This window comes from Streptosporangium lutulentum (genome assembly GCF_030811455.1).
Classification (GTDB): domain Bacteria; phylum Actinomycetota; class Actinomycetes; order Streptosporangiales; family Streptosporangiaceae; genus Streptosporangium; species Streptosporangium lutulentum.
Genome location: NZ_JAUSQU010000001.1, coordinates 2,679,853 through 2,706,228 on the forward strand (window position 1 = coordinate 2,679,853; position 26,376 = coordinate 2,706,228).

25 protein-coding genes, 3 pseudogenes and 1 other annotated feature are annotated in these 26,376 nt (G+C 67.8%); of the genes and pseudogenes, 11 read left to right on the top strand and 17 right to left on the bottom strand.

The genetic code is table 11. From position 1 onward, the window contains the following. Nucleotides 1-262: 262 nt before the first annotated feature. The 3 genes from J2853_RS11570 to J2853_RS11580 all read left to right on the top strand — a co-directional run bounded on the left by J2853_RS11570 (nucleotide 263) and on the right by J2853_RS11580 (nucleotide 4,293). Nucleotides 263-874, top strand: coding sequence for an RNA polymerase sigma factor (locus tag J2853_RS11570; RefSeq protein WP_307557182.1), 612 nt, complete (start codon nucleotides 263-265; stop codon nucleotides 872-874). 71 nt (nucleotides 875-945) lie between these two features. Continuing rightward, the gene (locus J2853_RS11575; protein WP_307557184.1) at nucleotides 946-1,500 is read left to right on the top strand and encodes a hypothetical protein; all 555 of its coding nucleotides are present in this window, start codon (nucleotides 946-948) and stop codon (nucleotides 1,498-1,500) included. 906 nt (nucleotides 1,501-2,406) lie between these two features. Beyond that, nucleotides 2,407-4,293: an ABC transporter ATP-binding protein gene (locus J2853_RS11580; RefSeq protein ID WP_307557186.1), complete on the top strand. Its 1,887-nt coding sequence runs from the start codon at nucleotides 2,407-2,409 to the stop codon at nucleotides 4,291-4,293. Between the two features lie 543 nt (nucleotides 4,294-4,836). Here J2853_RS11580 and J2853_RS11585 read toward each other — a convergent pair. Then, nucleotides 4,837-5,832 (bottom strand): MFS transporter, encoded by a 996-nt coding sequence (locus J2853_RS11585; protein WP_307557187.1) that lies wholly within the window; start codon nucleotides 5,830-5,832, stop codon nucleotides 4,837-4,839. Between the two features lie 54 nt (nucleotides 5,833-5,886). Between J2853_RS11585 and J2853_RS11590 the strand changes: the two genes are divergently transcribed. Continuing rightward, nucleotides 5,887-7,109 (top strand): IS3 family transposase gene (locus J2853_RS11590; protein ID WP_307556111.1). Its coding sequence is split into 2 segments (ribosomal slippage): nucleotides 5,887-6,169 and nucleotides 6,169-7,109, totalling 1,224 coding nucleotides; the frame shifts between segments, so codons are not numbered across the junction. Further along, nucleotides 6,162-6,275, top strand: a sequence feature (AL1L pseudoknot). It overlaps the preceding gene by 114 nt. Here the strand turns inward: J2853_RS11590 and J2853_RS11595 are convergent. From J2853_RS11595 to J2853_RS11610, 4 genes are all read right to left on the bottom strand, one after another. Beyond that, entirely contained in the window at nucleotides 7,106-7,360 is a 255-nt protein-coding gene (locus J2853_RS11595; protein WP_307557189.1) for a hypothetical protein, read from the bottom strand. The genes J2853_RS11590 and J2853_RS11595 overlap by 4 nt on opposite strands. A gap of 378 nt (nucleotides 7,361-7,738) precedes the next feature. Beyond that, nucleotides 7,739-8,392: an alpha-ketoglutarate-dependent dioxygenase AlkB family protein gene (locus tag J2853_RS11600; protein WP_307568660.1), complete on the bottom strand. Its 654-nt coding sequence runs from the start codon at nucleotides 8,390-8,392 to the stop codon at nucleotides 7,739-7,741. Between the two features lie 394 nt (nucleotides 8,393-8,786). Then, a complete protein-coding gene (locus J2853_RS11605) occupies nucleotides 8,787-9,533 on the bottom strand; it encodes a hypothetical protein (RefSeq protein WP_307557191.1) in 747 nt (248 codons plus the stop codon). A 312-nt stretch (nucleotides 9,534-9,845) separates the two neighbouring features. After that, entirely contained in the window at nucleotides 9,846-10,199 is a 354-nt protein-coding gene (locus J2853_RS11610) for a PRC-barrel domain-containing protein (protein WP_307557192.1), read from the bottom strand. A 169-nt stretch (nucleotides 10,200-10,368) separates the two neighbouring features. On the opposite strand from J2853_RS11610, the gene J2853_RS11615 reads away from it, so the two are divergent. Continuing rightward, entirely contained in the window at nucleotides 10,369-10,647 is a 279-nt protein-coding gene (locus J2853_RS11615; protein ID WP_307557194.1) for a DUF4158 domain-containing protein, read from the top strand. A 5-nt stretch (nucleotides 10,648-10,652) separates the two neighbouring features. Here J2853_RS11615 and J2853_RS11620 read toward each other — a convergent pair whose 3' ends face one another. Beyond that, on the bottom strand, nucleotides 10,653-11,777 hold the full coding sequence (locus J2853_RS11620) for an alpha/beta hydrolase family protein (protein ID WP_307557196.1): 1,125 nt from the start codon (nucleotides 11,775-11,777) through the stop codon (nucleotides 10,653-10,655). A gap of 717 nt (nucleotides 11,778-12,494) precedes the next feature. On the opposite strand from J2853_RS11620, the gene J2853_RS11625 reads away from it, so the two are divergent. Beyond that, on the top strand, nucleotides 12,495-13,016 hold the full coding sequence (locus J2853_RS11625; RefSeq protein WP_307557198.1) for an NUDIX hydrolase: 522 nt from the start codon (nucleotides 12,495-12,497) through the stop codon (nucleotides 13,014-13,016). Between the two features lie 8 nt (nucleotides 13,017-13,024). Here J2853_RS11625 and J2853_RS11630 read toward each other — a convergent pair. Beyond that, nucleotides 13,025-13,204 (bottom strand): annotated as a pseudogene (locus tag J2853_RS11630) (IS21 family transposase); the annotation flags it as partial. 298 nt (nucleotides 13,205-13,502) lie between these two features. On the opposite strand from J2853_RS11630, the gene J2853_RS11635 reads away from it, so the two are divergent. Further along, nucleotides 13,503-14,159, top strand: coding sequence for a tyrosine-type recombinase/integrase (locus J2853_RS11635; protein WP_307557199.1), 657 nt, complete (start codon nucleotides 13,503-13,505; stop codon nucleotides 14,157-14,159). Nucleotides 14,160-14,262: 103 nt separating this feature from the next. Here the strand turns inward: J2853_RS11635 and J2853_RS11640 are convergent, their stop codons facing one another. The 8 genes and pseudogenes from J2853_RS11640 to J2853_RS11675 all read right to left on the bottom strand — a co-directional run bounded on the left by J2853_RS11640 (nucleotide 14,263) and on the right by J2853_RS11675 (nucleotide 20,445). Next, entirely contained in the window at nucleotides 14,263-15,438 is a 1,176-nt protein-coding gene (locus J2853_RS11640) for a CU044_5270 family protein (protein ID WP_307557201.1), read from the bottom strand. Beyond that, entirely contained in the window at nucleotides 15,431-15,982 is a 552-nt protein-coding gene (locus J2853_RS11645; protein ID WP_307557203.1) for an RNA polymerase sigma factor, read from the bottom strand. The genes J2853_RS11640 and J2853_RS11645 overlap by 8 nt, the downstream gene beginning before the upstream one ends. A 206-nt stretch (nucleotides 15,983-16,188) precedes the next feature. Continuing rightward, a pseudogene (locus J2853_RS11650) lies at nucleotides 16,189-16,404 on the bottom strand (Tn3 family transposase); the annotation flags it as partial. Between the two features lie 195 nt (nucleotides 16,405-16,599). Next, nucleotides 16,600-17,685, bottom strand: coding sequence for a tyrosine-type recombinase/integrase (locus tag J2853_RS11655; protein ID WP_370879230.1), 1,086 nt, complete (start codon nucleotides 17,683-17,685; stop codon nucleotides 16,600-16,602). A 4-nt stretch (nucleotides 17,686-17,689) separates the two neighbouring features. Then, complete coding sequence (locus J2853_RS11660; protein ID WP_307557206.1) at nucleotides 17,690-17,854, bottom strand: hypothetical protein; 165 nt, start codon at nucleotides 17,852-17,854, stop codon at nucleotides 17,690-17,692. A gap of 3 nt (nucleotides 17,855-17,857) precedes the next feature. Next, nucleotides 17,858-18,763, bottom strand: a complete 906-nt coding sequence (locus J2853_RS11665; RefSeq protein ID WP_307557207.1) for an AraC family transcriptional regulator — start codon at nucleotides 18,761-18,763, stop codon at nucleotides 17,858-17,860. 222 nt (nucleotides 18,764-18,985) lie between these two features. Then, nucleotides 18,986-19,957: an ArsR/SmtB family transcription factor gene (locus J2853_RS11670; protein ID WP_307557208.1), complete on the bottom strand. Its 972-nt coding sequence runs from the start codon at nucleotides 19,955-19,957 to the stop codon at nucleotides 18,986-18,988. 158 nt (nucleotides 19,958-20,115) lie between these two features. Continuing rightward, nucleotides 20,116-20,445: a polysaccharide deacetylase family protein gene (locus tag J2853_RS11675; RefSeq protein ID WP_307557209.1), complete on the bottom strand. Its 330-nt coding sequence runs from the start codon at nucleotides 20,443-20,445 to the stop codon at nucleotides 20,116-20,118. Between the two features lie 318 nt (nucleotides 20,446-20,763). On the opposite strand from J2853_RS11675, the pseudogene J2853_RS11680 reads away from it, so the two are divergent. Together J2853_RS11680 and J2853_RS11685 are read left to right on the top strand one after the other, a co-directional pair. Beyond that, nucleotides 20,764-21,180 (top strand): annotated as a pseudogene (locus J2853_RS11680) (DUF4158 domain-containing protein); the annotation flags it as partial. Nucleotides 21,181-21,811: 631 nt separating this feature from the next. Continuing rightward, nucleotides 21,812-23,077, top strand: a complete 1,266-nt coding sequence (locus tag J2853_RS11685; protein ID WP_307557211.1) for a Tn3 family transposase — start codon at nucleotides 21,812-21,814, stop codon at nucleotides 23,075-23,077. Between the two features lie 147 nt (nucleotides 23,078-23,224). On the opposite strand, the gene J2853_RS11690 is transcribed toward J2853_RS11685, so the two are convergent. Next, nucleotides 23,225-23,854, bottom strand: coding sequence for a helix-turn-helix domain-containing protein (locus J2853_RS11690; protein WP_307557213.1), 630 nt, complete (start codon nucleotides 23,852-23,854; stop codon nucleotides 23,225-23,227). A gap of 92 nt (nucleotides 23,855-23,946) precedes the next feature. On the opposite strand from J2853_RS11690, the gene J2853_RS11695 reads away from it, so the two are divergent. Both J2853_RS11695 and J2853_RS11700 read left to right on the top strand, forming a co-directional pair. After that, nucleotides 23,947-24,906, top strand: a complete 960-nt coding sequence (locus tag J2853_RS11695) for an NAD(P)/FAD-dependent oxidoreductase (RefSeq protein WP_307557215.1) — start codon at nucleotides 23,947-23,949, stop codon at nucleotides 24,904-24,906. Further along, nucleotides 24,903-26,117, top strand: coding sequence for an MFS transporter (locus J2853_RS11700; RefSeq protein ID WP_307557217.1), 1,215 nt, complete (start codon nucleotides 24,903-24,905; stop codon nucleotides 26,115-26,117). The genes J2853_RS11695 and J2853_RS11700 overlap by 4 nt, the downstream gene beginning before the upstream one ends. A gap of 20 nt (nucleotides 26,118-26,137) precedes the next feature. Here J2853_RS11700 and J2853_RS11705 read toward each other — a convergent pair whose 3' ends face one another. After that, nucleotides 26,138-26,341, bottom strand: coding sequence for a hypothetical protein (locus J2853_RS11705; protein WP_307557218.1), 204 nt, complete (start codon nucleotides 26,339-26,341; stop codon nucleotides 26,138-26,140). Nucleotides 26,342-26,376 lie beyond the last annotated feature (35 nt).

Here is a 26,376-nt window from a genome sequence, read left to right on the forward strand (position 1 = left end):
CCGAGCAGGCCGCGTGATGCCGGCCGGTGCTATCGGCAGGTTGCCGCCCTCTGGAACCCGGAACGTAAGCGGGAGCCTAAGGTCGAAAGGGCTTGATCTTGAGTTACCGAGAACAGGACGGGCGGCGCGATCCTCTGCGGCCAAGGCCGGGTAAGGCGCGCTATAGCAGCTGACCAGCAAATACTGCCGGACTCCCTGCAAAGTTATGTGATGGTGAAGGATCCCTCGGGAACTCTCTTGGATATACGGACATAGGCCGGGTGTGGATACAGATCTCGAGTTGTGGTCGCGCGCGGCCGACGGCGACGGTGGGGCCTTCGGGACCTTGTTCGACCGGCATGCCCGCAGCGTCTACAACCACTGCTTTCGGCGCACCGCGAACTGGTCGGCCGCTGAAGACCTGACCTCGGTGGTGTTCTTGGAGGCGTGGCGACGCCGCCGCCAGGTGCGGATCAGCAGTGATTCTCTGCTGCCCTGGCTGCTCGGGGTGGCCAACAACGCCTTGCGTAACCGGTCTCGGTCGCTGCGCCGTCACCAGGCGGCCATCGGCCGGCTCCCGCCTCTGACCTCGGTCATCGATCCGGCGGAGGAAGTCGCAGGGCGGATCGACGACGAACAGCGGATGCGCGAAATCCTGGCGGTGGTGAATCGGCTACCGCGCGCCGACCAGGAAGTTCTGACGTTGTGTGTCTGGTCCGGGCTGAGTTACGAGGATGCCGCCGTGGCACTGAACATTCCCGTGGGAACCGTACGGTCCCGGCTTTCCCGTGCGCGCGCCCGAATGAAAAAGCTCTCAGGAGCGGAACTCGAACCCCGGTCAGGACACAGACGGAGTGAGCGCCATACGGCGCTTCGGAAGAGGGAGGAACTGTGACCAACTACAGAATCCCGCCAGAGCGTGATCTTCCCGCCGACCATCACTCGCTTCGAAGGACTCACCTGATCATGGAAGTCAACCGGGATGAATCGCACCCGTTCATGCGCTTCTTCCACGAGCGCCGGTGGGTGGGCCTGGCCGTCGCCGCCACGGGGATCGCTCTTTTGCTGGCGGTGGGCATCCCGGTGCTGTCGGGGCAGGGCGGCGTCGCGGCGAACGCGGTCGAACGCGAACCCGACGGCTCGATCAGGATCTACCCTCGGGACTACAAACATCCCGAGGTGATCGAAGGCAAGTTGCGTGACTTCGGCGTGGAATCGGTGGTGCTCTTCCTGCCGATCGGCAAGGAGTGCAAGGAACCCCGCGCCGAATACGCGCCCGACAACCCGAAGCTGTTCACCAGCGAACCACCCACCGAGGGTGAGCATGCGTTCTGGAGGCTGCATCCGGAGCAGATCAAGCCCGGCCAGACCCTGGTCTACAGCCTGTGGTACCAGGACGACGGGCACGGCATGATGGTCGGCGGCAGAATCCAGGTCGCGACCGGCCCGGTGGCACCCTGTCAGATCGTCCCCGGCGGTCTCAGGAGAGAAACCGGTCCCGAGGGCGGGGACGGCGGCTGATCCCGCTCCTCTGCGCAATCACGATCTTGAATCTGTGAGCTGCGGGCTGACCACCCGATGGAGTTTCGGACCAATAGCGAAGTAAGCGGGATCAGGGATTAAGGAGGGGGTGGACAGTCGTTGGCGCCAACGACTGTCCACCCCCTCCTCACTTCCGAAGCCAGCCGTCGCATGCTCGTGTGCAGGCATTCGTCATGCCAACGGACCGCTCCGGTCCTGGAGATCCCTGCTGGCAGTCCTTACTCCGACGGCCGCCCACATGCGATCGCGTAACATAAACGTTCGTTCGCTTTACACAAAGATCAACTTGGTGTTCCCGCAGGTCGCCTCTGTAACGCATGCCGTGTACGCGCCTATGTAACGCACAACCCCCTTCACGTTACACTTCGATCACGAGAATCGGGGTAGCGCGCGTATCCACCCGAGACCAGCGCCCAGAAGCCCAGCAGGCCGAAGAATTCGGCGTCACCCGCCCCACCATCTACCGCCACCTCACCAAGGCCTGACGCCACGCAGGCCGCGCCCGAGCCGCAACATTGTTGATCTTGTATTGCGGCTTTTGGGCTTACCTTGGCTGGACCCCTTGTCCCGTGTGGCGGCCGGATCGTCACCCGGCAGGTCGCCCTCAAAACGTGAGGGCGAGAATTCGCGACCGTCGCCGGGCGGCCACCCAGCGCTACCGGCCGCCTGGCCGTCGCCGCCGGAGAAGGGGAGGGCGGGGGAGCGGCGAGAGACGGCTTGACCTCACCTTTAGTTGAGGTTTTAGGGTTGTCTCATACCGCCGGACGAGGCGTGTGGCCCGGCGAAAATGTCGGTCGGCCACCGTATAAAAGTCTGGGCCGGTGCTTTTTCTGAGGCTTTTCTGCCCGCCCCCGCAATGACGACCCCAGGACCCGGTGATGTGCGATGAACATGGAAATGACCGCGTGGAACTCGCTGTACCACGCGATGAACGCCCAGCAGGACCGGCGGCCCTTCTCCAAGGCCACGCTGCGGCGCATCATGGTCTTCGCCCGGCCACACCGGCGGCGCCTGGAATGGTTCCTGCTGACGAGCGTGGTGACCGCGGTGCTGGCGGTGGCGACACCGGTCCTGGCGGGCCAGGTGATCAACGCGATCGACAAGGGCGCCGAGCTGGGCGTCGTCGTCCGGCTCGCGGTGCTCATCGCGCTCATCGCGCTCGCCGAGGCCGCGCTCGGACTGCTGACCCGGTGGCTGTCGGCGAGCATCGGCGAGGGATTGATCCTGCACCTGCGCACCATGGTGTTCGACCACGTGCAGCGCATGCCGATCGCTTTCTTCACCCGCACCCGCACCGGCGCGCTGGTCAGCCGGTTGAACAACGACGTCATCGGCGCGCAGCGAGCCTTCAGCGACACCCTGTCGGGGGTGGCCGGCAATCTCGTGACGCTCGCGCTGACACTCGTGGTGATGATCGGGATCTCCTGGCAGATCACCCTGCTCTCGCTGGTGCTGCTGCCGGTGTTCGTGCTGCCCGCCCGGCGGATGGGCGCCCGGCTGGCGCGGCTGGAGCGCGAGTCGGCCAACCACAACGCGACGATGAGCACCCAGATGACCGAGCGCTTCTCCGCGCCCGGCGCGACACTGGTGAAGCTCTTCGGCCGGCCCTCACACGAGTCGGCCGAGTTCCTGGCGCGGGCCCGGCGGGTGCGTGACATCGGGGTGCGCACCGCGATGGTGCAGTCGGTCTTCATCACCGCCCTGACCCTGGTCTCGGCCCTGGCGCTGGCCCTGGTCTACGGCCTGGGCGGGTTCTACGCCCTGCGCGACCAGCTCGACCCGGGCGCCGTCGTGGCGCTGGCCCTGCTGCTCACCCGCCTGTACGCGCCGCTGACGGCCCTGGCCAGCGCCCGGGTGGAGGTGATGAGCGCGCTGGTGAGCTTCGAGCGGGTCTTCGAGGTGCTCGACCTCAAGCCTCTGATCACCGACAAGCCCGACACCGTGCCGGTGCCCGAGGGGCCGGTGTCGGTGGAGTTCGACCGGGTGCGCTTCGCCTACCCCTCGGCCGAGAAGGTGTCGCTGGCGTCACTGGAGGAGGTCGCCACACTGGATGCGCGAAGCGGCGTCGAGGTGCTGCACGAGGTGTCCTTCCGCGTCGAACCGGGACAGATGGTGGCCCTGGTGGGATCCTCCGGCGCGGGCAAGTCGACGATCGCCCAGCTGCTGCCCCGGCTCTACGACGTCGACAGCGGCGCGGTGCGGCTCTCGGGGGTGGACGTGCGGGATCTGTCGGCCGAATCCATCCGCGAGACGCTCGGCATGGTGACCCAGGACGGTCACCTGTTCCACGAGTCGATCCGCGCCAACCTGCTGCTGGCACGACCCCAGGCGCCGGAGGAGGAACTGTGGGAGGTGCTGGAGCGCGCCCGGCTGTCCGAGCTGGTCTCCTCGCTGCCCGACGGGCTGGACACCGTCGTCGGCGAGCGCGGCTACCGGCTGTCGGGGGGTGAGCGCCAGCGGCTGACCATCGCCCGCCTGCTGCTGGCCCGCCCGCAGGTGGTGATCCTCGACGAGGCCACCGCACACCTGGACTCCACCTCCGAAGCCGCGGTGCAGGACGCGCTGAGCGAGGCGCTGGCCGGGCGGACCGCGGTGGTGATCGCCCACCGGCTGTCCACCGTCCGGGCCGCCGACCTGATCCTGGTGATCGAGGACGGGCACATCGTGGAGCGCGGCACGCACAGCGCCCTGCTGGAGGCCCAGGGCCGCTACGAGGAGCTGTATCGCACCCAGTTCGACCAGCGCGCCGAGGCCGAGGCCGTGCTGCGCTGAGACGACACCGTTTCCGGCGGTGGCGCGACGCCGGAGTCTTCGAAGCCCTGCTGGAGGGGCGGAACGGAAAGAGCGACGACGTATCCGGCGCCGGCGCAAACTCCGGTTGAAAGCCGCCCTGCTCGGACGTTCGAGGGGCGGGCAGAGGAGCAAGGTCCACATCACTGCCGACCGCAGGTGCCGACCATCCCGAGGACCACGCTGGCCACCGCGATCGGGTGCGAGGGTCGGATCTTGCTCACCGGGTCAGGGTAATCGCCGGTTCGCAGGCGCCATCACCTACCAAAGTAGGACCCGTACCCCATCGGGGGAGAACACAGTGGGCGGCGCTGACCGTGAGCGGCGTTTTCCTGGTGCGGGCTCGGCGGGCGCGCTCATCGAATGACAGGCGCAGCGGCGGGATTTCAGGCGAGCTGCAGGCGACACCGCAGCAGCCGGCCAACCGGCGCGAAGGAGGCCAGGCGCATCGGCAGGTCACGCAATCACAGCCGGACAGGTCGGCCGCGGGCCACCGTAGCGGCTGCTCCAACGTGAGCATGACTCTTAGGCGATCCTCCTGGGAAGCAGCAGCCCGCCGACCAGCACCGCGCAGGCCGCGACGGTCACCAGCCCGCCGGCGAGGAAGGTACCCCGCACGTCGACGAGAGGCAGGACCAGGCCCCCGAGCGCGGCGCCCGCCGCGATGCCGGCGTTGTAGGCACCGGAGTTCGCCGCGAGTGCGATATCCGTGCGGCCCGGTGCGCAGCGCAGCATCTCGTTCTGAGTGGTCATGAACACCGGACCGAGCGCACCGCCCATCAGCATCAGGAACACCACCGCCACCGTGGGATGCGTGCCGGCCGCGTACAGGCCGAGCATGCCCACCGCTTGCGTGGCCACGGCAGTGGTCAGCGCGGCGCGCGGAAATCGGCCAAGAAACGCTCCGGTGATGCTCACCCCGGTCAGACACGCCACACCGAAGGTCACGAACAAGACGTTGACCGTGTTCGGAGGGAAGCCGCTCACGTCGCCCAGGAACTTCACGATGTAGGTATAGCCCGCGAACGCGCCGGTGGCGGACAAGGTCCCGGCCGCCAGCACGGTCCCGAACCAACGGCTGTCAGGACTGGTTCCGTAGGCCGCGGGTTCTTCTTCCGGCCGTGAGGTCGGCAGCAAACCGGCGATCGTCACCAGGGAGATGAGCCCCAGACCCGCGAGCACGGCGAGGGGTACCTGCCAGTCGCTCTGCTGTCCCAGCCAGGTCCCGGCGGGAACACCGAGAACGAGGGCGAGCGAACCGGCGACGGACAGCGCCCCGACCACACGCCCGCGGGCCTCGGGCGCGAACAGGCCCACCGCGACCGGTCCCATCACGGCCCAGAACAGCGCCTGGGCGAGCGCGGTCAACAGTCGCGCTACGAGGAGCAGCCAATAGGAGGCGGCCAGGGCGGCAACCAGACTGGACACGACGAGAGCGGCCAGCAGTCCGATGAGCACATAACGTCGGGGCACGGCCCGCGTGGCATGGGTGAGCGGCAAAGACGCCACAGCCACCGTCACCCTGGGCCACCCCGAGTTAGTTGGAGGCTCCGATACCTGGAAGGGTGAGGAGTTATGGCACCACCGAGGAAGTATGCCCCTGAGCTGCGGGAACGCGCTGTCCGTATGGTTTTCGAGCTGCGTGCGGCCGGTGAGGGGGCGGGCGTGCTGGCCCGGGTCGCAGACCAGCTCGGGGTGCACCGCGAGGCGCTACGGACCTGGGTGCGCCAGGCCGAGGTCGATGGCGGGAAGCGCCCGGGGACATCGACTTCTGACGCCCAGCGGATCACCGAACTCGAGCGTGAGAATCGCGAGTTGCGGCGGGCGAACGAGATCCTGAAGGCCGCCTCGGCGTATTTCGCCCGGGAACTCGATCCCAGACTGCCGCGCTAGTCGAGTTCATCGATACCCATCGCGAACGGTTCGGTGTGGAGCCGATCTGTGCCGTGCTGGAGTTCGCGCCGTCCACGTACTGGGCGGCGAAGAAACGGGAGTCGAATCCGTCGGCTCGTGCGGTCCGGGACGAAGAGGTGAAAAAGGAGATCCTGAAAGTGTGGAACGGCCCGGGACGTGGCCTATATGGGGCGCGGAAGGTGTGGGGCCAGCTCAACCGCCAGGGCGTCACGGTCGCCCGGTGCACGGTCGAGCGGCTGATGCGCGAGCTGGGCCTGTGCGGGGCGACCTGGTCGCGCAAACGGCCCCGGACCACCGTCCCCGGCGCCGATCGACCCGGTGACCTGCTGGAACGCAACTTCACCGCGGGCCGGCCGGACCTGCGATGGGTCGCGGACATCACCTATGTCGCCACCGCCTCCGGCTGGGTGTACACCGCGTTCGTCCAGGACCTGTACTCCCGTCGGATCGTCGGCTGGCAGGTCGCCGACCACCTGGGCACCGATCTGGCACTCGACGCCCTGGAAATGGCGATCTGGGCGCGTGGAGGCGTCATCGATGACCTTGTTCACCATTCCGATAGAGGCGTTCAATATACTTCTATCCGCTACGCCGAACGGCTCGACCAGGTCGGTGCGGCTCGTTCTGTGGGCAGCAAAGGCGATTCGTATGACAATGCCGCTGCGGAGTCGCTCAACAGTCTCTACAAGAAGGAGCTAATCGAGTTCCATGGCGGCTGGAAAGGCGTCATGGATGTGACGATTTCCACCATGGAATGGGTTGCCTGGTATAATTCTGAAAGGCTACATTCTTACTGCGGGAACGTTCCTCCGGCCGAGTACGAGGAGACGTTCCACCGATCAACCGCCGACGGCGGCCTGGCGATCGAGAACCAAGCGATCTAGCCTCCAACTTCACCGGGGCGGCCCACCCCATAGCCGGTGACCAGGAGGCCGACCGCTGACACCGACACCTGGAGGCTTTCCGAGATGAGTCCCAGGAGGCCGATCGGCAGGTTCTCCGCCGTGTTGAAGGTGAAGGCAGCCAGCATCAGGGCTACCACCACCGCCATCCCGCGCCATGGAGCCGGTTGCGTCGTGACCATAAAGTCGGTTTCTGTCCTCGCCTCTTGCGCCTGCTCCCTGCCCCCGCTCATAGCGGTTACCTCACCAGGCTCGCCTGTCCCATTACAACCGAATTTCGCATATCGGTCAGCTTAAAAGATCAAGTGTGGGCTCGGGGATTGCTCTTCACTCGCGGAGCGTGCGTCGAATCACCTCAATGGGCAGCGGCGGTGGATGGCCACCGTCGGCTTCTCCGGCGCAGCAAGGCCGCGCCGGACTCGGTCAGCGAGGCACCGGCGATGGAGGGTCGAGGGGTTCGGCATCAAGGTCACCATCGTGCAGATGGGCGGGTACGGGCGTATTACGCGCGGCCTGCCCCGTGCCGAGACCGAGCGCCAGGTACCGGTTGCCGCCGTCCGGGCCGCTCCCTTACTCACCCGGCCGGTTCGCGGCGTTCGGCGGGGGGAGGGTCACGTCGATGCCCGTCGCGGCGGCCGGTGGGCGAGCCCCTGCCCCGACTCGCGCAAGGTGATGTTGAGCCGCCCCTTCAGCAGCCCCTGAGGGCCGGTGCCCGGCAGGATCCGGCACACCCCGTGAAAAGCCCGCCGCGACGGCCCGCCGAACACGAACAGGTCACCCGACTCCAGCCTGACGTCCCGCCACGGCCTGGCGCGGGTCTGGCTGTTGCCGAACCGGAACACGCACGCGTCTCCCAGACTCAACGACACCACCGGGGCCGCACTGCGCTCGTCCCTGTCCTGGTGCATGCCCATCTTCGCGGCGTCGTCGTAGAAGTTGACCAGCGCGACGTCGGGGTCGATGGAACCGCCGAGCGTGTCGGCCACCGCCGTACGGCCCAGCTCGGCCAGCCAGTCCGGCAGCGGCTGGACCGGTTCGCCGGTGTAGCGGTAGGGCCTCCACCGCAGGCCCAGGCACAGGGTCCGTACCGACAACAGCCCGCCGCCGGGCAGCCGCACCCGCTCCATCTCCCCGGTGCGCGCCCAGTCCCGGCACGCCTGCACCAGCTGATGCTGGCGGGGCGAATCCAGCCAGCCGGGCACGTGAACCGCACCGGGCGCGATCTCGGCCCGCGGGCGGGGCAGCAGGGAGTCCACACCGAGGATTTTACGGCAGCCGGGCCTTCCCACCGGGAAAGAGCCCCTCACCCCCGGCGGGCGCGAACGGCGATCCGCCGCCTCTCGGGGGCCTATCACGAGCCTTGTCGCTCACCGTGCCGGTGGATGAAGGTGTCCGTCTGCCGCAGCCGCCGCTCGACTGCCCACGCCCGGTTGACCGAGGTTCCCCGACCCAGGATCCCGCCCCTGTCCTGTACGGCAGGGGCAGGGTGTAACGGCGTTTGGCGGTCGACGTGCCACCGAGCCGGTCATGGAAACCGATCGCCTGGCTGTTCCAGTGCGGGGTCTGCCACTGCAGTTCGTCAGAATTCGTTGTTCGGCCTGCGGGCAGCGACACTGCGAGACGTCGGGTGGCCTGTGACGCCTCGACCCGTGTGGGCCCCTATGAGACCGCTGCCAGGTCGAGCAGCGGCTTCTCCAAGGTTCCAGCGACCTCGGAATCGGTTTCGCGCAGCTCACGTAGAAAGGCTCGAGTCGCTGCTCCAAGGGCGCGGGAGAGCTCGCCGGCGTCGAGGCTGCGTACGAGCGCTTCTTGGACGGGCCCGGTGACGTCAGGAGGCAGCTGGTCCGCGCCCTTGGCATGAGCTACGGGGTGACCCAGCCGAAGGCAGGCAAGGGCCAGGGTGTGGTCGCGGACGCCGCTGATCCAATGTTCCGCCTGCCACAGGGCGCCACGCTCGACGGAGATCCGGGCGTGGAGAACGTGGTGCCAGGCAAGGCCGATCAGATGTCCTGGATCGACGGATCCCGGTTGCCGCTCCACCGCGTCACCGAAGACGACCCGAAAGCCTCCGCCACCGATCGGACCGAACGCGGCGGCGGGGGTAAACCCCAGATCGATCTCGAGCAACTCCCCAAGAAGGAAGGCGCGATAGACCGCAGAGCCGGCACGAAGGTCGAAGTGGTGTATCGCGCCGAGCTCGTGGTAGACGAAGGCGCTCCAGTCGCTCAAAGTCTCCTCTACCGCGATGCCGTCCACCACTCCGAAGAAGAGATCGACATCGGACCAGCGGTCCTCGGCGTCCCGTGCGGCGGAGCCGGTGATCGCGGCACCGACGATCCGCTTGTCCTCGCGAGCCCGCTCGAGCAGCTGCGTCCGCACGTACTGGCGTCGGTCCACTGTGAACATGAATGTGACCCTATCGGGTGATGTCTCGTGCCCGTTGTGGTGTGCCGCGCGCCATGCGGTACGCGCAGGGTGGGCTGACCGCCGGGACCGGACTGACTCTCACATCACCGTAACTTCACGCATTGAAGATCAGCGGTGAGCGTTCCGGCCTCACAGGCAACTCAGCCACACAACGCATCCTGGGCTGTCGGCAGTCGCCGGGTCGCAGCCTTGACCGGAACCCGCCGGCGGCGTTTTCGCGCCCCACATTGATTGAGCTCCCTCCCCGAAGCGGGGAGGGAGCTCAATGGCGATCGGTGACCACCTCGGTGTTTACAAGGTGCCGGAGCCCGGGCCGTAGTAGCCGCCGAGCTTGTCGCGGTAGTCGGGCTCCCTGTAGGTCGCCTCGTCGAACTCCGGGGCGTCCTTGATCTCCTGCTTGGTGCGCGAGACGTAGACCTTGCGCTCCTGCGGGTCGATCTGATGCACGGTCCCGGCCGGCAGCACGACCTTCTTACCGAAGATCCAGAAACCGGTGTCGACGACGATGTAGCTGTCGCCCACCGTGTTGCTCTCCTCGTCCACCGAGCCGATCTTGCCGTCGGTGGCCTCCACATCGAACCCGACCAGGTCCAGCGCCTGCTCGCCGCGGGCCTCGGGACGGTAGTTCCACACGTTCTCGGTCACGGCGTTTCTCCTCGTCAATGAAGGTAGGGCACTCGCTGCTCTACCCAGGGCACCGCCGGTAAACAAGTAACGGGAACTTGCCTTCACATTTTTTGATCTTGCTTGGGAGAACGACGACGACCTCAAGGGGTCCCGGTAGCAATGCTGACGTGGCGTTCGTGGATCCGGGTTGTCGTTTTACGGGCAGCGGGCCCAGACCCGGTCGGACCACCTGGGGAAGATCGCCGCATACCTTGAGTGGAAGACCGCCCCGGCCGGCAGCGAGGCGATGAAGGAGCTAGAGCAGTTCCTCATCGACCGGGCGATGGAGCACGACTCGCCCACCCTGTTGTTCAACCTGGCGCGCGAGTATCTGAGTCCAAGACCGACGAGCCGAGCTGCCGAAGAGAGCGTCGAGTCCCTCGTTGGGCCGTCCAAGACCCCCAACGCGCTATGGTCCGCGCGGTGACGGGTCTACCAGAATTTCACCTCGGGATAGTCCGCTGACGGCTTGTCCAGAAGAGGTTGACGCTTGCCCTTGAGGTGCAGGTTGAGGAAGGCGGTGACGTACGCGCGGGTGATCTCGATGGAGCGCTCACCGTCGATCGGGGCCTTGGGCAGCCCGAGCTGCGGCTGGAGCACCGCATAGTCGATGAAGCTCATGTGCTCGGCACCGGTCACGGTTAGCCAGCGCTTCCAGTCGCCGGTCACGTGCGGCCAGAACGCGTCCCACGAGCCGTCCTGGCCACTGGATTCCGGCTGGTGCCCGGGATTGCCGATCATCATGAAGGGCTTGTCCAGCGGCTTGGCCGGCGTGTTGGGGTTGTAGGTGCCGTCGAGATTGACCACGGCTTTGATCCGCTCGGAGGTGGGTAGTAAGTGCGCGGCGCTCTGACCGCCGACCGAGTGTCCCACTATCGCGATCCTCCTCTCGTCGACCAGCCGGTTCCAGCGCTTGCTCTTGTCCAGCCGGTCCAGGACGAACTCGGTGTCGGCGGCCCTCACCCGAGCCACCTTGGCCCCGGTCTCAGGAGTCTGGCCGGCCTTTCCGGCCTCGAAGGTGACGGTCCGGCCGTCGGGGAACGTGGTTGCCAACGACTCGTAGGTGTGCTCGATCCCCGCCACCAGATAGCCGCGGCCGGCGAACTCCTCGGCCAGCGAGGTCATCGTCGCGCGAGGCAGCGTCATGCCGGGTGACAGGACCACCAGGGGCCATCCGCCTTTCCGCTTCAACGCGGGAGCGTCGGCGCGGGCGTGCGTCGTGGTCTTGGCGAGCGCGTCCGCCGGAACGTCCTTGAGCTGCGGCACGCTTCTGATGATCAATTCTGATTCCTGCGGCGTGAGGTACGGCGCGGGCTTACCCGCAGCCTTGCGCGCCGGGTACCAGATCGAGACCATCAGCTCGCGTGCGTTCCGGTCGGTGACCCAAGGGTCAGGGCGGCTGGAATCGATCAGGTGCAGGTCCGTCCTGCCGACCGGGTGGTCGCCGGTCGGCGCCGGCAGGACGGTCACGGGCACGGCGGCCTCAGCCGGGGTCACGCCCAGGGCGGTCAGTGATACGGAGAGCGCGAGAACACTCGCAGTCACGGTCTTCTTCATGCGCTCAACCGTGCCACGCAGTCCCGCTGAACCGTACCCGGCGAAAGTCACACGGCATCCGCAACTTTCGTAGGGAATGTCCATACCGTCGCGCCTTGTAGCCTCTGGCCATGATTGACCGGGCCTCGAGGATCGCCGACCGGATCACGCCCTGGGCGCTCGGCACGACGGTGTACGGCTGGCGTGGCCGGAGCAGGGCTGGATGAGAGCGTCGTCGATGCCTGCGGATGAGCGAGCGCGCCCGCCGGGCCCGCACCAGGGAAACGCCGCCCAAGGTCAGCACCGACCGGCGAGGCAGCCGGCCCCCCGCCCGGGTAGCGGCAGCGTCTGTGGCGGTGACGTCAGCGGACCCCGTCCAAGCTCGCTGACGCCTGGTGCGCAGGTTGGAGGCGACTCGGCCGGCGGCTTCCTCGGCCAGTAGCACTCTGACGATCTCGGCCGGATCCCAGTGCTGTGCCTTGGCGGTCGGGATGACCTCGCTCATCGCCCGGCGGATGTGCGGCAGTTTCAGCGCCTTGGTCAAGGCGACCGCCTCGTCAAAGGCTGAGCCCAGCGCGGTGGCGGTTGCCCGGCCGGGGCCTTCAGCCGCGGCGGAGCAGGGGTTTCGACCGTCATCGGGTCCTCATCTCTGTGTTGGGGTCGGGGTTGGGGTTGGTGATTCGGTGTTGCGGTGGGTGGAGGCAGGCCGTTGTCAGTGGCCGGCCGTAGCCTGGCGCGATGATCCATAATCCGTTGGAGCAGCGCTCGTTGGACGCTGCCGTCTTCGATGCCCGGTCCGCGACGCTGGAGTTCGATCAGGCCCGTTCCTGGCTGCGCTCGGCGCCGGCCGGGCCGATGGAGCCGTTGGCCGCCGAGGTATGGGTGCTGGATCCCGCGCTGGAGCAGATCGTGCTGATCCGGCATCGCTGGCGCGGCCTGGTGCCGCCGGGCGGCAAGGTCGAACCGGGCGAGAGCCCGCGCCAGGGCGCGGCGCGGGAACTGGCCGAGGAGAGCGGGTTGCGCCCGCGGCTGCTGGAGCGGCCCGCCGCGGTGGCGGTGCGGTCCTTCCACCCGGACTGGCCGAGGACGCTGTCGTTGTCCTACGCCGCGATCGCCGACCCGGCCCAGCCGCTGACTGCAGAAGTCGGACAACCGGCGCTGTGGCGGCGGCTGGATGAGGACTGGGGCACCTTCTTTCCGCAAGATCCAGACCGGGTCCGGCAGTATGTGAAGACCCTGAGGACCGGCGCGGTGGGCTGAGCGGCCGTTCACGATGGCGGCCGCCGGCCGAAGCCGGACCAGCCGCCGGTGCCGGGCTGGAGGCTGTGCTCCTCCCCGGCGCGAGAGGCGGTGGCGGGTCCGTCGTGGAAGAGCTGGTGGTCCAGGATCGAGCGCAGGTCGCCGCCGTTGAACCGGCCGGCCATCGCCGCCGTTCCCAGGGCCCGGTCGTGGGGAGGTCAGATGTCCGTCAACGGGGAGGCTTCATGTCCACTGTTGGGGACGTTTCAGGGCCGCGATCGGGGACCTTGCCGCGTCCGCCGGCAGTTATGCCTGGAAGTCAACGATGCCGGCCTCGCGGACGACGCTGGGGTCGTGCAGTGGCCCTGCCACGGCGGCGACCAGCAACAGTGGAGCCTGGGGTGAGTGCGGAGAGGCTGCCCCGATCAGTGGTTGTTCTTTGACATAATCGACATCGGCTGCCACTGTCAACGCCCGGCTCAACGCGCTGGCCTCAGCTGGTGGCTGGTGGCTGGTGGCTGGTGGCGGGATCAGGGCTGGATCACCGAGGACCCGCTGCGCCGGCTCAAGCGCCGACCGGTCGAGGCCGACCGCACCCAGTCCCTGGATCGCGGCGAGGTCGCCGAGTTGCTTGGCAGGGAGGGGATCGCGCTGCGCGAGCGGACGCTGTGGCGGCTGTTGTATGAATCCGCAGCGCGGTCCTCCGAAGTCCTGGGCCTGGACGCCGAGGAGTTGGATCTGCGTAACCGGCGGGCCAAGGTCCGGCGCAAGGGCGGTGCGGTCGACGTGATCGTGTGGCGTACCGGAACCGCCCGTCTGCTGCCCCGCCTGTTGGTGGGGCGTCGGACGGGGCCGGTGTTCGCCACCGACCGGCGGGCCCGGGTAGCGCTGCCGCCGGCCGACATCGACGCGGGCAGCGGGAAGGCGCGGCTGTCCTACCGGCGGGCGGCCGAGCTGTTCGAGGCTGCCACCGGCGGCTGGACGCTGCACCAACTGCGGCACTCGGCGCTGACCCACGCGGCCGAGGACGGGGCCAACACCTCCACCCTGCCGGCCTACTCCGGGCACACCTCGGTCGCCTCGCTGGCCCGCTACGCCCGGGTCTCCGGGGAAGCGCTCGCGCGCTGGCAAGCCGGACGCGATCCCGCCGCCCGCAGGCGCTGACAGACTGTATCCCGACATGGTCGGTGGTAAGCCGGGCCGTAGTCTCGTCTGCCGATTCACCAAAGGAAGGAAGGTGGTGAGCGCGCCTGCCCGGGGCGGCCCGTCACGGGAGCGGACGGTCGCTGAGCCGGCAGCCGCGTGGCCGCTCGGGGCGTTCGCTGGTCCAGCCGGCCTCAGGTGCCCATGCCTGATAGTGCATGAACGTCCCCTTGGCGAGCCCCTCCGTGCTCTCGGCCGCGATCTCGACGTTTGTCGCCAAGACGGTGCCGGTGTGCGGGTCGAGGATGGTGGTGTACCGCTGCGCCACCACGTCATCGGTACCGAACTCGGCGGTGAAGCTCTCGCTCTTGATGAAGATGACCTCGATTCCCGTACGTCCCAGAGGGTCGGTGATCGAGCCGCGCACCTTGGTCGTTGGCAGTCCGGCGAGGAGACGCAGGGTGGCTGCCCTGACCGAGGGCTTGACCGGGAGCTCCAGAAGGGCAGCGGAGGAGGTGGTGAGGAACTTTTCGAAGCTGTCCTTGGGCTGGCTGTCCTTTCGGGTGTTCCAGTAGGTTCGTAGTTTCTCCCGGAGTTGTTCGGCGTCGCTGGGCAGCGCCGCGAGGTCGGCGAGCGTGAGTTCGCCCAGCCGTGAATCACCGAGCACGCCGCCCGGCTCGGCCGCGCGCGTGTACACGCATTGAGAGGGCTTAGACCGCAGCTGGACCTTCGCGCAGTCGCCCGTGCGGGTGCCAGGCGTGCACACTCGCTGGACCGTGACCGGAGAACCCGCCGCCCGCCATGCACGCTCGTCGGCCTCGGTGGCGGGACGGACGAATTGCTGCCGCTGCTCCGCCTGAACGGGGTCGCCGGGGTCGCGCGGTTGCCAGAGGTCGATTCGTGACGAGGAGAGGACGTTGAACGTTTCGCCGTCCGCCCGGACCCTGATCAGCCCATTGTTGAGCAGCGGCCTCCGCCAATAGTCGCCGCGCTCGTCCGGCAGTTTCGCGATCTGGTCCGCCAGGCGGAGCAGGGCATCGTTGCCGCCTGGGGGCGCGAGCATCGGTGCGGGAACAGTGGTCATGTTCGACGCCAGCGTGACGACGGCCATGACGACGGCGACCGTGGCTGCGGCCGCTCCCAAGGCCCATCCCCAGACGAGGCCACGCCGATCCGCCCTACCTGGCCGTACCGGCTTATGCTGGGCGGCGGCCAGCCGGAGGCGGGCCTTCTCGACCACCTCCGCCGAGGGTGGCGGAGCGTCAGGCAGTTCTCTCGCCAGGAGGCTCAGCTCATCCATGGGTCTCCTCCAAAGGGTTGACGTCGCCGAGTGCCTTGCGGAGCTGCTTGCGGGCCCGGTTGAGCCGGGAGGCGACCGTCCCCGCTGGGATCTGAAGGGCGGCGGCGACCTCGGCGTGGCTGAGGTCGCCCAGCATGCTCAGCAGCACGACGTCGCGGTCCCCACGGTTGAGCCCGGCCAGCGCCCCCGCCAGCTTGCCGGTCAGCTGACCCGCGGCCACGCGGGCCAGGGCTGCGTCCTCGGGACTGTGCTCGGCGCGCTCGGCCGTCCGGCTGAGTGCCTTCCATCTGCGGATCTCGGTACGGCGATGCCGTGCGATGAGATGGGTGGCGATGCCGTACAGCCACGGACGCACCCCGCCGCGCGAGGCGTCGTAGCCGCCCCGATAGGCCGCCAGGAACACCTCGGCGGCCAGGTCGTCAGCGACGTCGTCGGACAATCGCCTGACGATGTAGCGGTGGATCTCGGTGAAGTGCGCATTGAAGATCTGCTCGAAGTCCACCCGGAGATCGGGTGGGTCGGCCAGGTCAGGTGAAACGGCCATGCAGGCGTCTCCGCTGGGTCAAGTGAACGATGGTCGCCCTTTCTTGCCCGAAGTGCCGTGATGCTTTCACGGACCGTCGCTGAGCCTCTCGCCTATGTCTGCCTGAGGTTATCCGGATCCGTTCAGGTCACCGCCTGATCAGGGGAACAGTCCTTAGGAGCGTGGGAGGCTTGAAACGGATTCTGCAATCAGCCCATGGCTGATGCTCAGGTGTCGCTGTCCTCAGGGTGGGTGTCGGCGGGCTTGCCCAACGGGCGAAACCCTCCGGGCAGGTCGGGAAGGGCGAAGGAGTAGCGGCCCAGCATGTTCACGTGGCCGTGGATGAGGGGCGAAAGGCGGGCTACATCCTCCTCCTCATGCACAGGGAACCCCTGGGAGCGCAGCTTGGTCAGGGCGGCGTCCATGTAGCGGGTGTTGAACAGCCGGCACTGAGAACCTCCACCAGGTCTGCGACAAAACCCCCGAAGGTTCTGGTAATGATCACTGGCGGTCAAACCGGGAATCACCAGGACAAACGCTTAGCGCACGATCCGGTTCCGATGTTCCTCAGACCCCATCCCGCGCACGGCCGCCGACACTTTTCCGGCCCTGACACACTTCTGGCGAACCGGGGTCATTCACCCCCCGGAAGGCTTGCGCAGCAACGGGTGCGCACGCATCGCCACCTCCAGCTCACCCGGCAACTCATCACGGTAACGGCCCAGCGTCGCCAGATCGCTGTGACCCAGCACCCGCCGCACCGCGTCCATGTCGACCGCGTCGGCCAGCAGGTGAGTGGCGGTGGTATGCCGCAACCCGTGCGGGGTCACCGAACGCCGCCGATCGGGATCCACCAGCCGCTGCACCCGGTCGATCACCGCCTGCACATCACCCCGCGCCAGCCGCCTGCCCCGCCACGACAACAACAACGCCTTGTCCTGCGTCGCCATCCTGCCCCGCGCCAGATACGCCTCTAGCGCACGGGCCACATCACCCGGCAACGGCACATCACGCGTCTTGCCGCCCTTGCCGAAGATCCGCCAATAACGCACCCCGTCATTGGTGTAGAAATCCTCCACGTTCGCGCGCACCAGCTCCGACACCCGAGGCCCCATCGTCGACAACAACAGCACGATCAGCCCGTCACGCAACTCCGTATGCTGATCACGCCGCTGGGAGCGCTTCACCGGCGCCGCCGCGCCACCGTCACCGCCGCTCTCCGCGCTCCCCGCGAGCTCACGGCCACCCGAACCACCACCGGGGCCACCGAGATCGACCGCCGCACCGATCAGCCCCTGAGCCTGCTCACGCGTCAGCGCCCGCCGCTCCGCCCGCAGCCCCCCACGCTCCTTGGCCGTCACCGTCGTCAGCGTCATCGGATTGATCTGTATCCAGCCCGTCAGCATCGCGTGCTTGAACAACGCGGAGATCGACCGCCGAAAGCGCGACTGCGAGGAAGCCGACTGCAGCCCGCCGTCCGGCACGGCCCGCCGACCGTCCGGCTTGCGCGCGAACGCCAGCAAGATGGCGTCCACGTCCTCACCCGTCAGGTCGTCCAAAACCGTCTCCTCGCCGGCGAGCCCCACGAAGGTGGCGACATCCCGGGCGTAGACCTCCGCCGTCGCCATGGACAGAGCACCCGTCAGTGTCTTGGCCCGCACCAGTTCCACATAACGATCGGCCGACTCCTGCACGGTGAGACGATTCAGATCCGCTGGCCGCATGATCTCAAAAACACCCTTCCTCGAACGTCCCGGCCACACCGGCCGGCACCACAACCATCCCGCCACCCGACAGCGGCGCCGAGCACAGCGGCGAGCACAGCGGCGAGCACAGCGACCACAACACCACCGCGCCGCCCGCCACGCCACCGCAACCCAACGCGTACACCACCGATCATCCGGGCAGCCGCACCGTACTCGGGCTCACCCCGCGCACCCGCTTGAACGCCGCGCTGAAACCGAACGCGTCCGCATAACCCACCTGACGAGCCGCCGCCGCCACCGTCGTCTCCGGCCGCGCCAGCAGATCCGCCGCCAACGCCATCCGCCACTCGGTCACATACGCCAGCGGAGGCTGCTCCACCAGCGCGGTGAACCTGCGGGCGAAGGCCGCCCGCGACATCCCCACCGCCTCGGCCAGCGCGGCCACCGTCCACCCCGCCGCCGGAGCCGCATGGATCATCCGCAGCGCCCGGCCGATCAGCGGATCACTCAACGCCACATACCACCTGGGCGCATCGGCCTCATCCCGGGCGAACCACGCCCGCAACGCCACCACCAGCAGCACATCCAGCAACCGATCCAGCACCACCTGCCGCCCCGGAGCCGAACCGGTCACCTCCGCGCGCACCAACTCCAACGCCGGCCCCAGCCCCACCTCACCGTCCGGCACCACGAGCACCTCCGGCAGTACGGCCAGCAGCCGCCCGGACAGATCACCCCCCAGCCGGTAGGCACCCGTCACCAGACACCCGCCGCCGGCCCGCACGCAGGCGTCCCCACCCAGCTCGCCGAACTCACCCGCGTGCTCCTCGCCATAAACGACCGTCTGCGGGGGAGTACCCGGCGAGTCGGCGACCACGAACGCCCTCTCACCGCGCACCAGCGCCACATCACCCGGCCGCAGCAGCCGCGCCTCACCGGTGGCCGGCACCACCCACGCCTCACCGTGAACCATCGTCGCCAGCGACAACGGAGCCGGTGCCACGAACCGCAGCGACCACGGGGGAGAGGCCGGCGGCCTGCAGAACACCCCGCCGCGCGCCCGCACCCCGTCCAGCAGATCACCGATCACGTCCACCCACCCAACGTAGACGATCACACATGCCCGCACGCGCAACACCTATAGGAGAGTCTCACCCGCGTTCGGCCACACCGGCGAACCACCCGAAAACCCGAAAACCGACGGAACCACGACCTGCGATCCGGCGCGACCGAAAGCGAGTGACCGCCGCCTGCGCGAACCACGAGACACCGCGAGACACCGCGAGCCCCGGCCGGCCCACCACCTGAGTGACCGACCTCACCCATTCCCCTGAGCCCGCACCAAGACCTCACCGGCATCCGTCCGGCAGTAGAGCACCGACCGCCCGGCACGCCGGCGCCAAACCAGACGAGCCTCAAGCAGCACCCTGAGATGACGCCCCACCGACCCCAGCCCCTGACCGGTCAGCGCCACCAACTGCGTCGTGCTCTTCGGAGTATCGAGAAGCACCAGGACACTCGCCCGCGCAGACCCGAGCAACGCCCCCAACGTCTCAGGCGCCGACACCCGATCCGCCGCGGCCAGCACCCCCGAACAGGGATACACCACCGCGTACCGATGCGAGGCCTCCCACGAAACCCACCCCTGACGCGGCGTGACCGGAACAAACATCAACCGCGCCCCGGACAGATCCAACGGCGGGTAATCATGGGCGTTGATCTGCAACCGGCCCTCTCCCAGCCAGCGCATCCCCAGACGCATGTCCTCCAGCGTCGCGACCCAGCCACCCTGACCCAACTGCCCCGTCCGCGCGACCACATCGGCCTCGATGATCCGCCGGCGCCGCGACCAGTACGGCAGCACTGCCTCCCGCCACACCCACTCCAGCAGACCGGCGGCGCGCTCCGGCAGATCGGACCGGCGAAGCCCGGCCGGAAGCGAACCCCCCAGCGACACGGCCAGATCCGCCCGAGCGACCTCGGCCGGCGTCTCACGCACCCGCGCCAATTCCTCCTCGAACCCCTGCTCACCCTCACCCACCGGCGTCGGGGTCAGAAAGTCCGCGTTCCAGCCCCGCCCCAGCCCGGCCCGCACCAGCAACGCCGTGACCGGATCATCGGCCAGCCGCTCCCGGTAGGCGGGCAGATGAACGTCAAGCCACCCACGCTCACCCGGATGCGCGGCCGTACCCCGCTCCAAGGTCTTCAAGCTCGAGGTGACCTCGGCCAAGGGGGAGACGACGAACCGGCTCCCCGCGAGCGTATCCGCGTTGACCAGCCACCAGCCCATCGTTCCGCCTCCCCGCGAAACAGTAACGCCCCCGCGGCAGGCCGCCGAAACCCCGACCGACCGGCAGGGCGAGACCACCCGGCGAGCGGGGGAGCGGGACTCCGCCGAGCCTCATCCGGCCCGAGAACGAACACGAAGACACGCGAGACGAAAACCGCTCAGGCGCTGGGCCCGGGCAGACCACTGACGGAGACGGGATCACGCTCGACCCACGCCGCGGACTCAGGATCGGTCAGAATCCAGTCGGCGATCTGATCCTTACAGGCCCACCACACACCGTCGTACTCACGCAACTGGGTGAGCACACGATCAAGCACCCGAACCCGCGAGGCATGCCCGGACAGCCGATCGTGCAAAGCGATGACCATCATCCGCCGCCTGCGCGCACCCTCCTCGTAAAGCTGCTCGAACTCGTCGATGAGCTGCCGTTCATACGCGGCGGGGGAGAACCCGGCGAAATCGTAGCTGACGATGTCGTTCAGATGCACCGTGTACGGGACGGTGGCGAACGGCTCGCCATCAGCTCGGCACACGTTTCTTCCTCACCCTCCCATTCCCGGGCGTCCCAGGGGAGCTCGTCTCCCAGCAGGTCGTACTCCCCGTGCGCTATCGCTTCGGCCAGGCGCTGGTCGGCCATGGTGCCGGTCAGGGCTTCCCAGGTGTCCAGCCACGGGCTGAGCGTGCCGGCCCCGGACTCCTATCCCTGACCCCAGCCGCAAGGTAGCTACGCGGCCCCCGTTTCCCGGGCCCCGGTGCCTCGTTGGGCCGGACGGGTGAGCTAAGGCCTCGGCGAGAAAGGGGCGGGCATGCGGCAGGAGTGGGCGTCTGAAGACGTGGTGGCGTGCTGGACGCTGGTGGACAGCGACTGGGACCTGGTGGCCAACAAGACTGGCCCGACGCGCCTCGGCTTCTCTCTGACCTTGAAATTCTTCGAGCTGGAGGGCAGGTTCCCCGAGTTCGTCGAGGAGTTCCCGCCGGCTGCGGTGGACTATGTGGCGGGCTTGGTGAAGGTGCCGGCGGCGGAGTTCGCGAAGTACGCGCTCACCGGACGGACAGCCGAGTATCACCGCAAGCAGATCCGCGAGGCTCTCGGATTCCGGCCCGCGACGCGGGCGGATGAGGAACGCCTCATGGCATGGCTGGCTGTGGAGGTCTGCCCGGTTGAGTTGGTGGAGGCCCGGCTGCGCGAGGCCCTGCTGGTGCAGTGCCGAGCTGACCGTATCGAGCCGCCCGGCCGCGTCGACCGCATCATTTCGGCGGCTCAGACGCGGGCGGAGAAGACGTTCTGCACGCGCGCCGCTGAGCGCCTGGGCGACGCGGGGACGTCCCGGCTGCTGACGCTGGCGGCCGAGGGCAATGAGGACGGCACCGCGCTGTTGGCCTCGCTCAAGCGGGATCCGGGCGCGGTGGGGCTGGACTCGCTGCTGACCGAGATCGCCAAGCTAACCGCCGTGCGCACGCTGGGCCTGCCGGAGGGCCTGTTCGCGGGCTGCTCGGAGAAGCTGGTGGCCGCGTGGCGGGCGCGGGCGATCAAGATGTATCCCTCGGACCTGCGGGACACCGGCGAGGACGTGCGGGCCGCGCTGCTGGCCGCGCTGTGCTCCTCCCGTCTGGCGGAGATCACGGACGCTCTGGTGGAACTACTGGTCGCGCTGGTCCACAAGATCAACGCTCGTGCTGAGCGGCGGGTGGAGAAGCAGCTCACCGCCGAGTTGAAGAGGGTCCGGGGCAAGGAGGGCATCCTGTTCCGTCTGGCGGAGGCCGCGGTGGGCAAGCCCGATGAGATCGTACGACGTGCCCTAAGCGCTCAAGGAGGAGGTCATATGCCGCTGGGGCGTGCTCGATCTCCTGGACGTGCTGAAGAACGCCGACTTCGACACCGGTTTCACCGACGAATTCGCCTCGGTCGCCGCGTACGAGCGCATCGACCGCGCCACCCTCCAGCGCCGCCTTCTCTTGGCCCTGTTCGCGCTGGGGACGAACATGGGTATCCGCGCGATCGTGGCGACTGGCGAGCACGGGGAGACCGAGGCCGCGCTGCGGCATGTGCGCCGGTACTTCATCACCGTCGACAACCTGCGGGCCGCAGTGACCAGGCTGGTGAACGCGACCTTCGCGGCCCGTGACAGCGCATGGTGGGGCCGGGATACGGCGTGCGCCTCGGACTCGAAGAAGTTCGGGTCCTGGTCCTCGAACTTCATGACCGAGTACCACGCTCGCTACGGCGGCAACGGCGTGATGATCTACTGGCACGTAGAGCGGAAGAACGTCTGCATTTGCTCCCAGCTCAAGAGCTGTTCCTCGTCCGAGGTCGCGGCGATGATCGAGGGCCTGCTGCGGCACTGCACCGATGCCGAGATCGAGTCGAACTACGTCGACACCCACGGTGCGAGCGTTGTCGGGTTCGCCTTCACCGAGCTGCTCAACTTCCGCCTGCTGCCGAGGCTGAAGAACATCGGCAGCATCCGCCTGTACCGGCCCAACGACGACCCGCCCGGCTGGCCGGCCCTCGGCGGCTCCCTCACGCGATCGATCCGCTGGGACCTGATCGAGCAGCAGTACGACCAGATGGTCAAGTACGCCACCGCCCTACGGCTGGGCACCGCGGAGGCCGAGCAGGTCCTCCGCCGCTTCACCCGCGGCGGCCCCAAGCACCCCACCTACGCCGCGCTCGAAGAACTCGGCCGCGCCGTACGCACGATCTTCGCCTGCGACTACCTCGCCAGCCCCGACCTGCGCCGCGAGATCCACGGCGGGCTGCAGGTCGTGGAGAACTGGAACAGCGCGAACACCGTGCTGCACTACGGCAAGGACGGCGCCCTGACCGGCCCGGACAAGGAGCACGCCGAGACCTCGATGCTTGCCCTGCACCTCCTCCAGTCGAGTCTCGTGCACATCAATACGCTGCTGCTTCAGCACGTGCTCGCCGAACCGGCCTGGGCGAAGAAGCTCTCGGACGAGGACCGGCGCGGGCTGACCGCGCTGTTCTGGTCGAACATCAACCCGTACGGAACCTTCCGCCTCGACATGGACAAGCGGCTCGACCTGCTGCCGGTCACCATGCCCGGCCCGCGCCCTGCGGCCGACGACATCGTCAGTACGGCGGGATCGGCATCTTGAGCCGCTGGGAATGCGCTGCTCGCAGGCTCGGGGCTGCAGGCGGAAGCCGGTACGAACGCCTTAGCTGTTGCGGGGCAGGACGTTCGTGACGGATGCGACTATGACACTGAGTCGTTGACGTCGAATGCCGATGAGTCTCGACGTCGTTCATGTGTCTGCATGCTTGGCCTGTTGATGGGTTCCGGAGGCGGCTCCTGGCGTGGCTGGCCTGGTTCTGATGTGGGCTCGTTCGCCTTGTCCACCGAAGAGGCTGAGTACCTCGACGCTGCCACGTCCGGTTGAGCCGAACCAATGTGGATGTTGGGTGTCGAATTCGGCGACCTCCCCTGGGCCGAGGAGCAGGTCATAGTCACCGAGAATGAGGCGTAGCCGTCCGCTGAGCACGTAGAGCCACTCGTATCCGGCGTGAGTGCGCGGAAACGGCTCGGACTCACTCGCGGGGATCGTTAGCTTGTATGCCTTGGGCTCACCTTGTGTCCTCGACAGCGGAATGATGACGCGGCCGTCTGTTCGCCTCGGTTCCTGCGGCATCCGCGGGTCGACGATGCGCGGGGCGGCGACGATCTCATCGAGAGGCACCGCCAAGGCGGCAGCGATCGGCAACAGTAGCTCCAGGCTTGGCTTGCGGTGCCCTGATTCGAGCCGCGACAGGGTGCTCTTAGAGACGCCGGTTGTGCGGCTGAGCTCCGCGAGGGAAAGGTTCTTCTTCTCTCTGACCCGGCGCAGGCGGTGCCCGATCTGGCTGAGGGTCGCGTCGATCGCGGGGTGAGACTGCATTGGTCCAGAACACCAGATCGTTCCTATTTCAGCAACGCTAGTTGCTGTCCTCGGGGGTGATGGATCACGGTCGTCTATCGGAGGTGACAGTGGTGGAGAACCATCGCGATGTTGTGATCATTGGCGCCGGATCGGCCGGCCTGACTGCTGGGATCATCCTGGCTCGCGCTCAGGCCGATGTGTTGGTGGTCGATGACGGCAAGCCCAGGAACGCGCCGGCCGCGCACATGCACGGATTCGTTTCCCGGGACGGAGTGGACCCTGCGGAGTTCCTGGCGACTGGACGAGAGGAGGTTGCCAGGTATGGAGGCGAATTGATTCAAGCACGCGTCGTCGACGCGACCCGAAGCGGCGTAGACGATGGATTCATCGTCGCGCTGGACACCGGGGCGGTGGTACATACGCGCGCCGCGCTGGTCGCCACGGGGCTGACCGACGAGTTGCCCGAGATCGCGGGGGTCCGCGAGCTGTGGGGGTCAGCGGTTCACCATTGCCCGCACTGCCATGGGTATGAAGTGCGCGGCCAGGAGCTGGTCATCATCGGTGGCCCGGTAGCACCGATGACTCTTCATCAGGCGGCATTGCTGCGGCGCTACAGCGACCGGGTGACCCTGTGCCCCAACGGCATGGACGTCTCGGACGTCGACCGCGGTCGGCTGCGCGCGTTCGGCGTCCGGATCGTCGACGGCGCCGTCGCTCGCCTCATCGGCGACAATGGCAGGTTGGCCGGTGTTGAGTTCACCGACGGCAGCGTGCAGAACTGTGAGTCGGTGTTCATCGCACCCCTGCCCCGTCCGAACGACGCGGTCCTGCGTTCACTTGGCTGCGAGTCCGATCGCACCACAGGATGGGTGGCAGTCGATGCCGCCGGAGCGACCAGCGTGCCCGGCGTCTGGGCATCCGGCAACGTGATCAACCCGCGTGCACAGGTCATCACGGCTGCCGGTGAAGCATCTGCCGCCGCGATCGCGGTGACGGCCTGGCTCCTGGACAACGACATCGCCACCGCCGTGGAGCAGGCCGACACGAGGACGCGGGGTGAGGACCGATGAACGTCGACACCGCCACCCGGCCCGCCGGCGCGCGAGGGCGTCTCCTGCCGCTCGGGGTGTATCTCCTGGCGTTCAGCCTGTTCGCCATGGGCAGCGCGGAGTTCCTCCTCGCCGGGGTTCTTCCTGCGGTAGCCGCCGATATCGAGGTCAGCCTGGCCACTGCGGGTGGGCTGATCACCGCGTTCGCGATCGGGGTCGTCATCGGTGGCCCACCCTTCGCGGTCATCAGCCTGCGGTGGCCACGTCGGACTGCGCTTGTGCTGACGCAACTGGTATTCGCTGCCTGCATCGCCGCCGGGCTGATCATGGGCAGCTACACCGCGCTGCTGATCACCCGCTTCGTTGCCGGATTCGCCTACGCGGGGTTCTTCGCCGTCGCAGCCGCTACCGCCGTCAGCCTGGTCACCCCCGACCGCGCAGCCCGCGCATCGGGCGTCGTGGTCAGCGGCCTTAGCCTGGCCATGATCCTTGGCGGTCCAGCCGGAACACTGATCGGTTACCACACCAGCTGGGAAGGCGGGTTCTGGCTCGTGGTCGCCCTCACCCTCGCCGCTGCCGCCGCCGTGACTGTCGCAATGCCCCGAACGACCGCTGGGCGAGACCCCAGCATCAAACGCGAGCTCCGGACGATGCGGCAGCCACGCCTGTGGCTCGTTTACGCTGCCACGCTGCTGAGCACGGCGGCGTACATGATCACGTTCAACTACCTCGCCGAGCTTCTTGACCGCGTCACCGGAATCCCGGACGGGTGGATCGCGGTCGTCCTCATGCTGTTCGGCGTCGGCGCGTACCTCGGCTTGGCGATCGGTGGCCGCATCTCCGACAGGCGGCCCCACCACGCCCTTGTCGCAGGATCGACCGGGATCATCGTGTGCTCGGTGCTGATCGCCACACTGGCCGAACACGCTCTCGCAGTCGTCCCACTCGTGCTGCTCCTTGGCGTGGCCGGATTCGTGCTCAACCCCGCCATCTACGGCCGAGTGTTCACCATCGCCTCCGATGCCCCCACCCTCGCCGGGGCGACCACGGTGTCCGCCTTCCAACTCGGTATCAGCCTCGTTCCCCTAATGGCCGGCATCGCGCTCAATGCCGACGCGCCCATCACCACCGTCGCGTGGATCGGCGCCGGCCTGGCCGCAATCACCATCCCTGTCGCCCTCTTCGAGCGTGCCACCGCCCAGCCGAAGAAGACCGCGGTCACGAAGCCCTGACCGCTACTTTGCGGCTGGGGTCAGAGATAGGAGTCCGGGGCCGTGCCGGACGCCTCGGTGACCAGAGTGAGAACCTCGTACGCGGCCACGGCGGGATCCGGATCGGTAAGCGTATGGGCCCACCAGGCGTGCAGAAATTCCCACACCGTTGCGGCCTGCCCGGCAGGCCACCGCTGCCACTGGCCGCGCGAGGTCTTCCGCACCGAACCCCAGCCGCCATCCATACAGCTGCAACCCGCTCCGCGAACGCTTGCGACCG

Coding starts and splice junctions, on each gene's coding strand:
- J2853_RS11625 (WP_307557198.1), top strand. CDS start 12,495: ATGATCCATAATCCGTTGGAGCAGCGCTCGTTGGACGCTGCCGTCTTC.
- J2853_RS11640 (WP_307557201.1), bottom strand. CDS start 15,438: ATGGATGAGCTGAGCCTCCTGGCGAGAGAACTGCCTGACGCTCCGCCA.
- J2853_RS11580 (WP_307557186.1), top strand. CDS start 2,407: ATGAACATGGAAATGACCGCGTGGAACTCGCTGTACCACGCGATGAAC.
- J2853_RS11705 (WP_307557218.1), bottom strand. CDS start 26,341: ATGGATGGCGGCTGGGGTTCGGTGCGGAAGACCTCGCGCGGCCAGTGG.
- J2853_RS11605 (WP_307557191.1), bottom strand. CDS start 9,533: ATGTTCACAGTGGACCGACGCCAGTACGTGCGGACGCAGCTGCTCGAG.
- J2853_RS11670 (WP_307557208.1), bottom strand. CDS start 19,957: ATGGGCTGGTGGCTGGTCAACGCGGATACGCTCGCGGGGAGCCGGTTC.
- J2853_RS11575 (WP_307557184.1), top strand. CDS start 946: ATGGAAGTCAACCGGGATGAATCGCACCCGTTCATGCGCTTCTTCCAC.
- J2853_RS11690 (WP_307557213.1), bottom strand. CDS start 23,854: ATGCAGTCTCACCCCGCGATCGACGCGACCCTCAGCCAGATCGGGCAC.
- J2853_RS11655 (WP_370879230.1), bottom strand. CDS start 17,685: ATGCGGCCAGCGGATCTGAATCGTCTCACCGTGCAGGAGTCGGCCGAT.
- J2853_RS11620 (WP_307557196.1), bottom strand. CDS start 11,777: ATGAAGAAGACCGTGACTGCGAGTGTTCTCGCGCTCTCCGTATCACTG.
- J2853_RS11700 (WP_307557217.1), top strand. CDS start 24,903: ATGAACGTCGACACCGCCACCCGGCCCGCCGGCGCGCGAGGGCGTCTC.
- J2853_RS11595 (WP_307557189.1), bottom strand. CDS start 7,360: ATGAGCGGGGGCAGGGAGCAGGCGCAAGAGGCGAGGACAGAAACCGAC.
- J2853_RS11645 (WP_307557203.1), bottom strand. CDS start 15,982: ATGGCCGTTTCACCTGACCTGGCCGACCCACCCGATCTCCGGGTGGAC.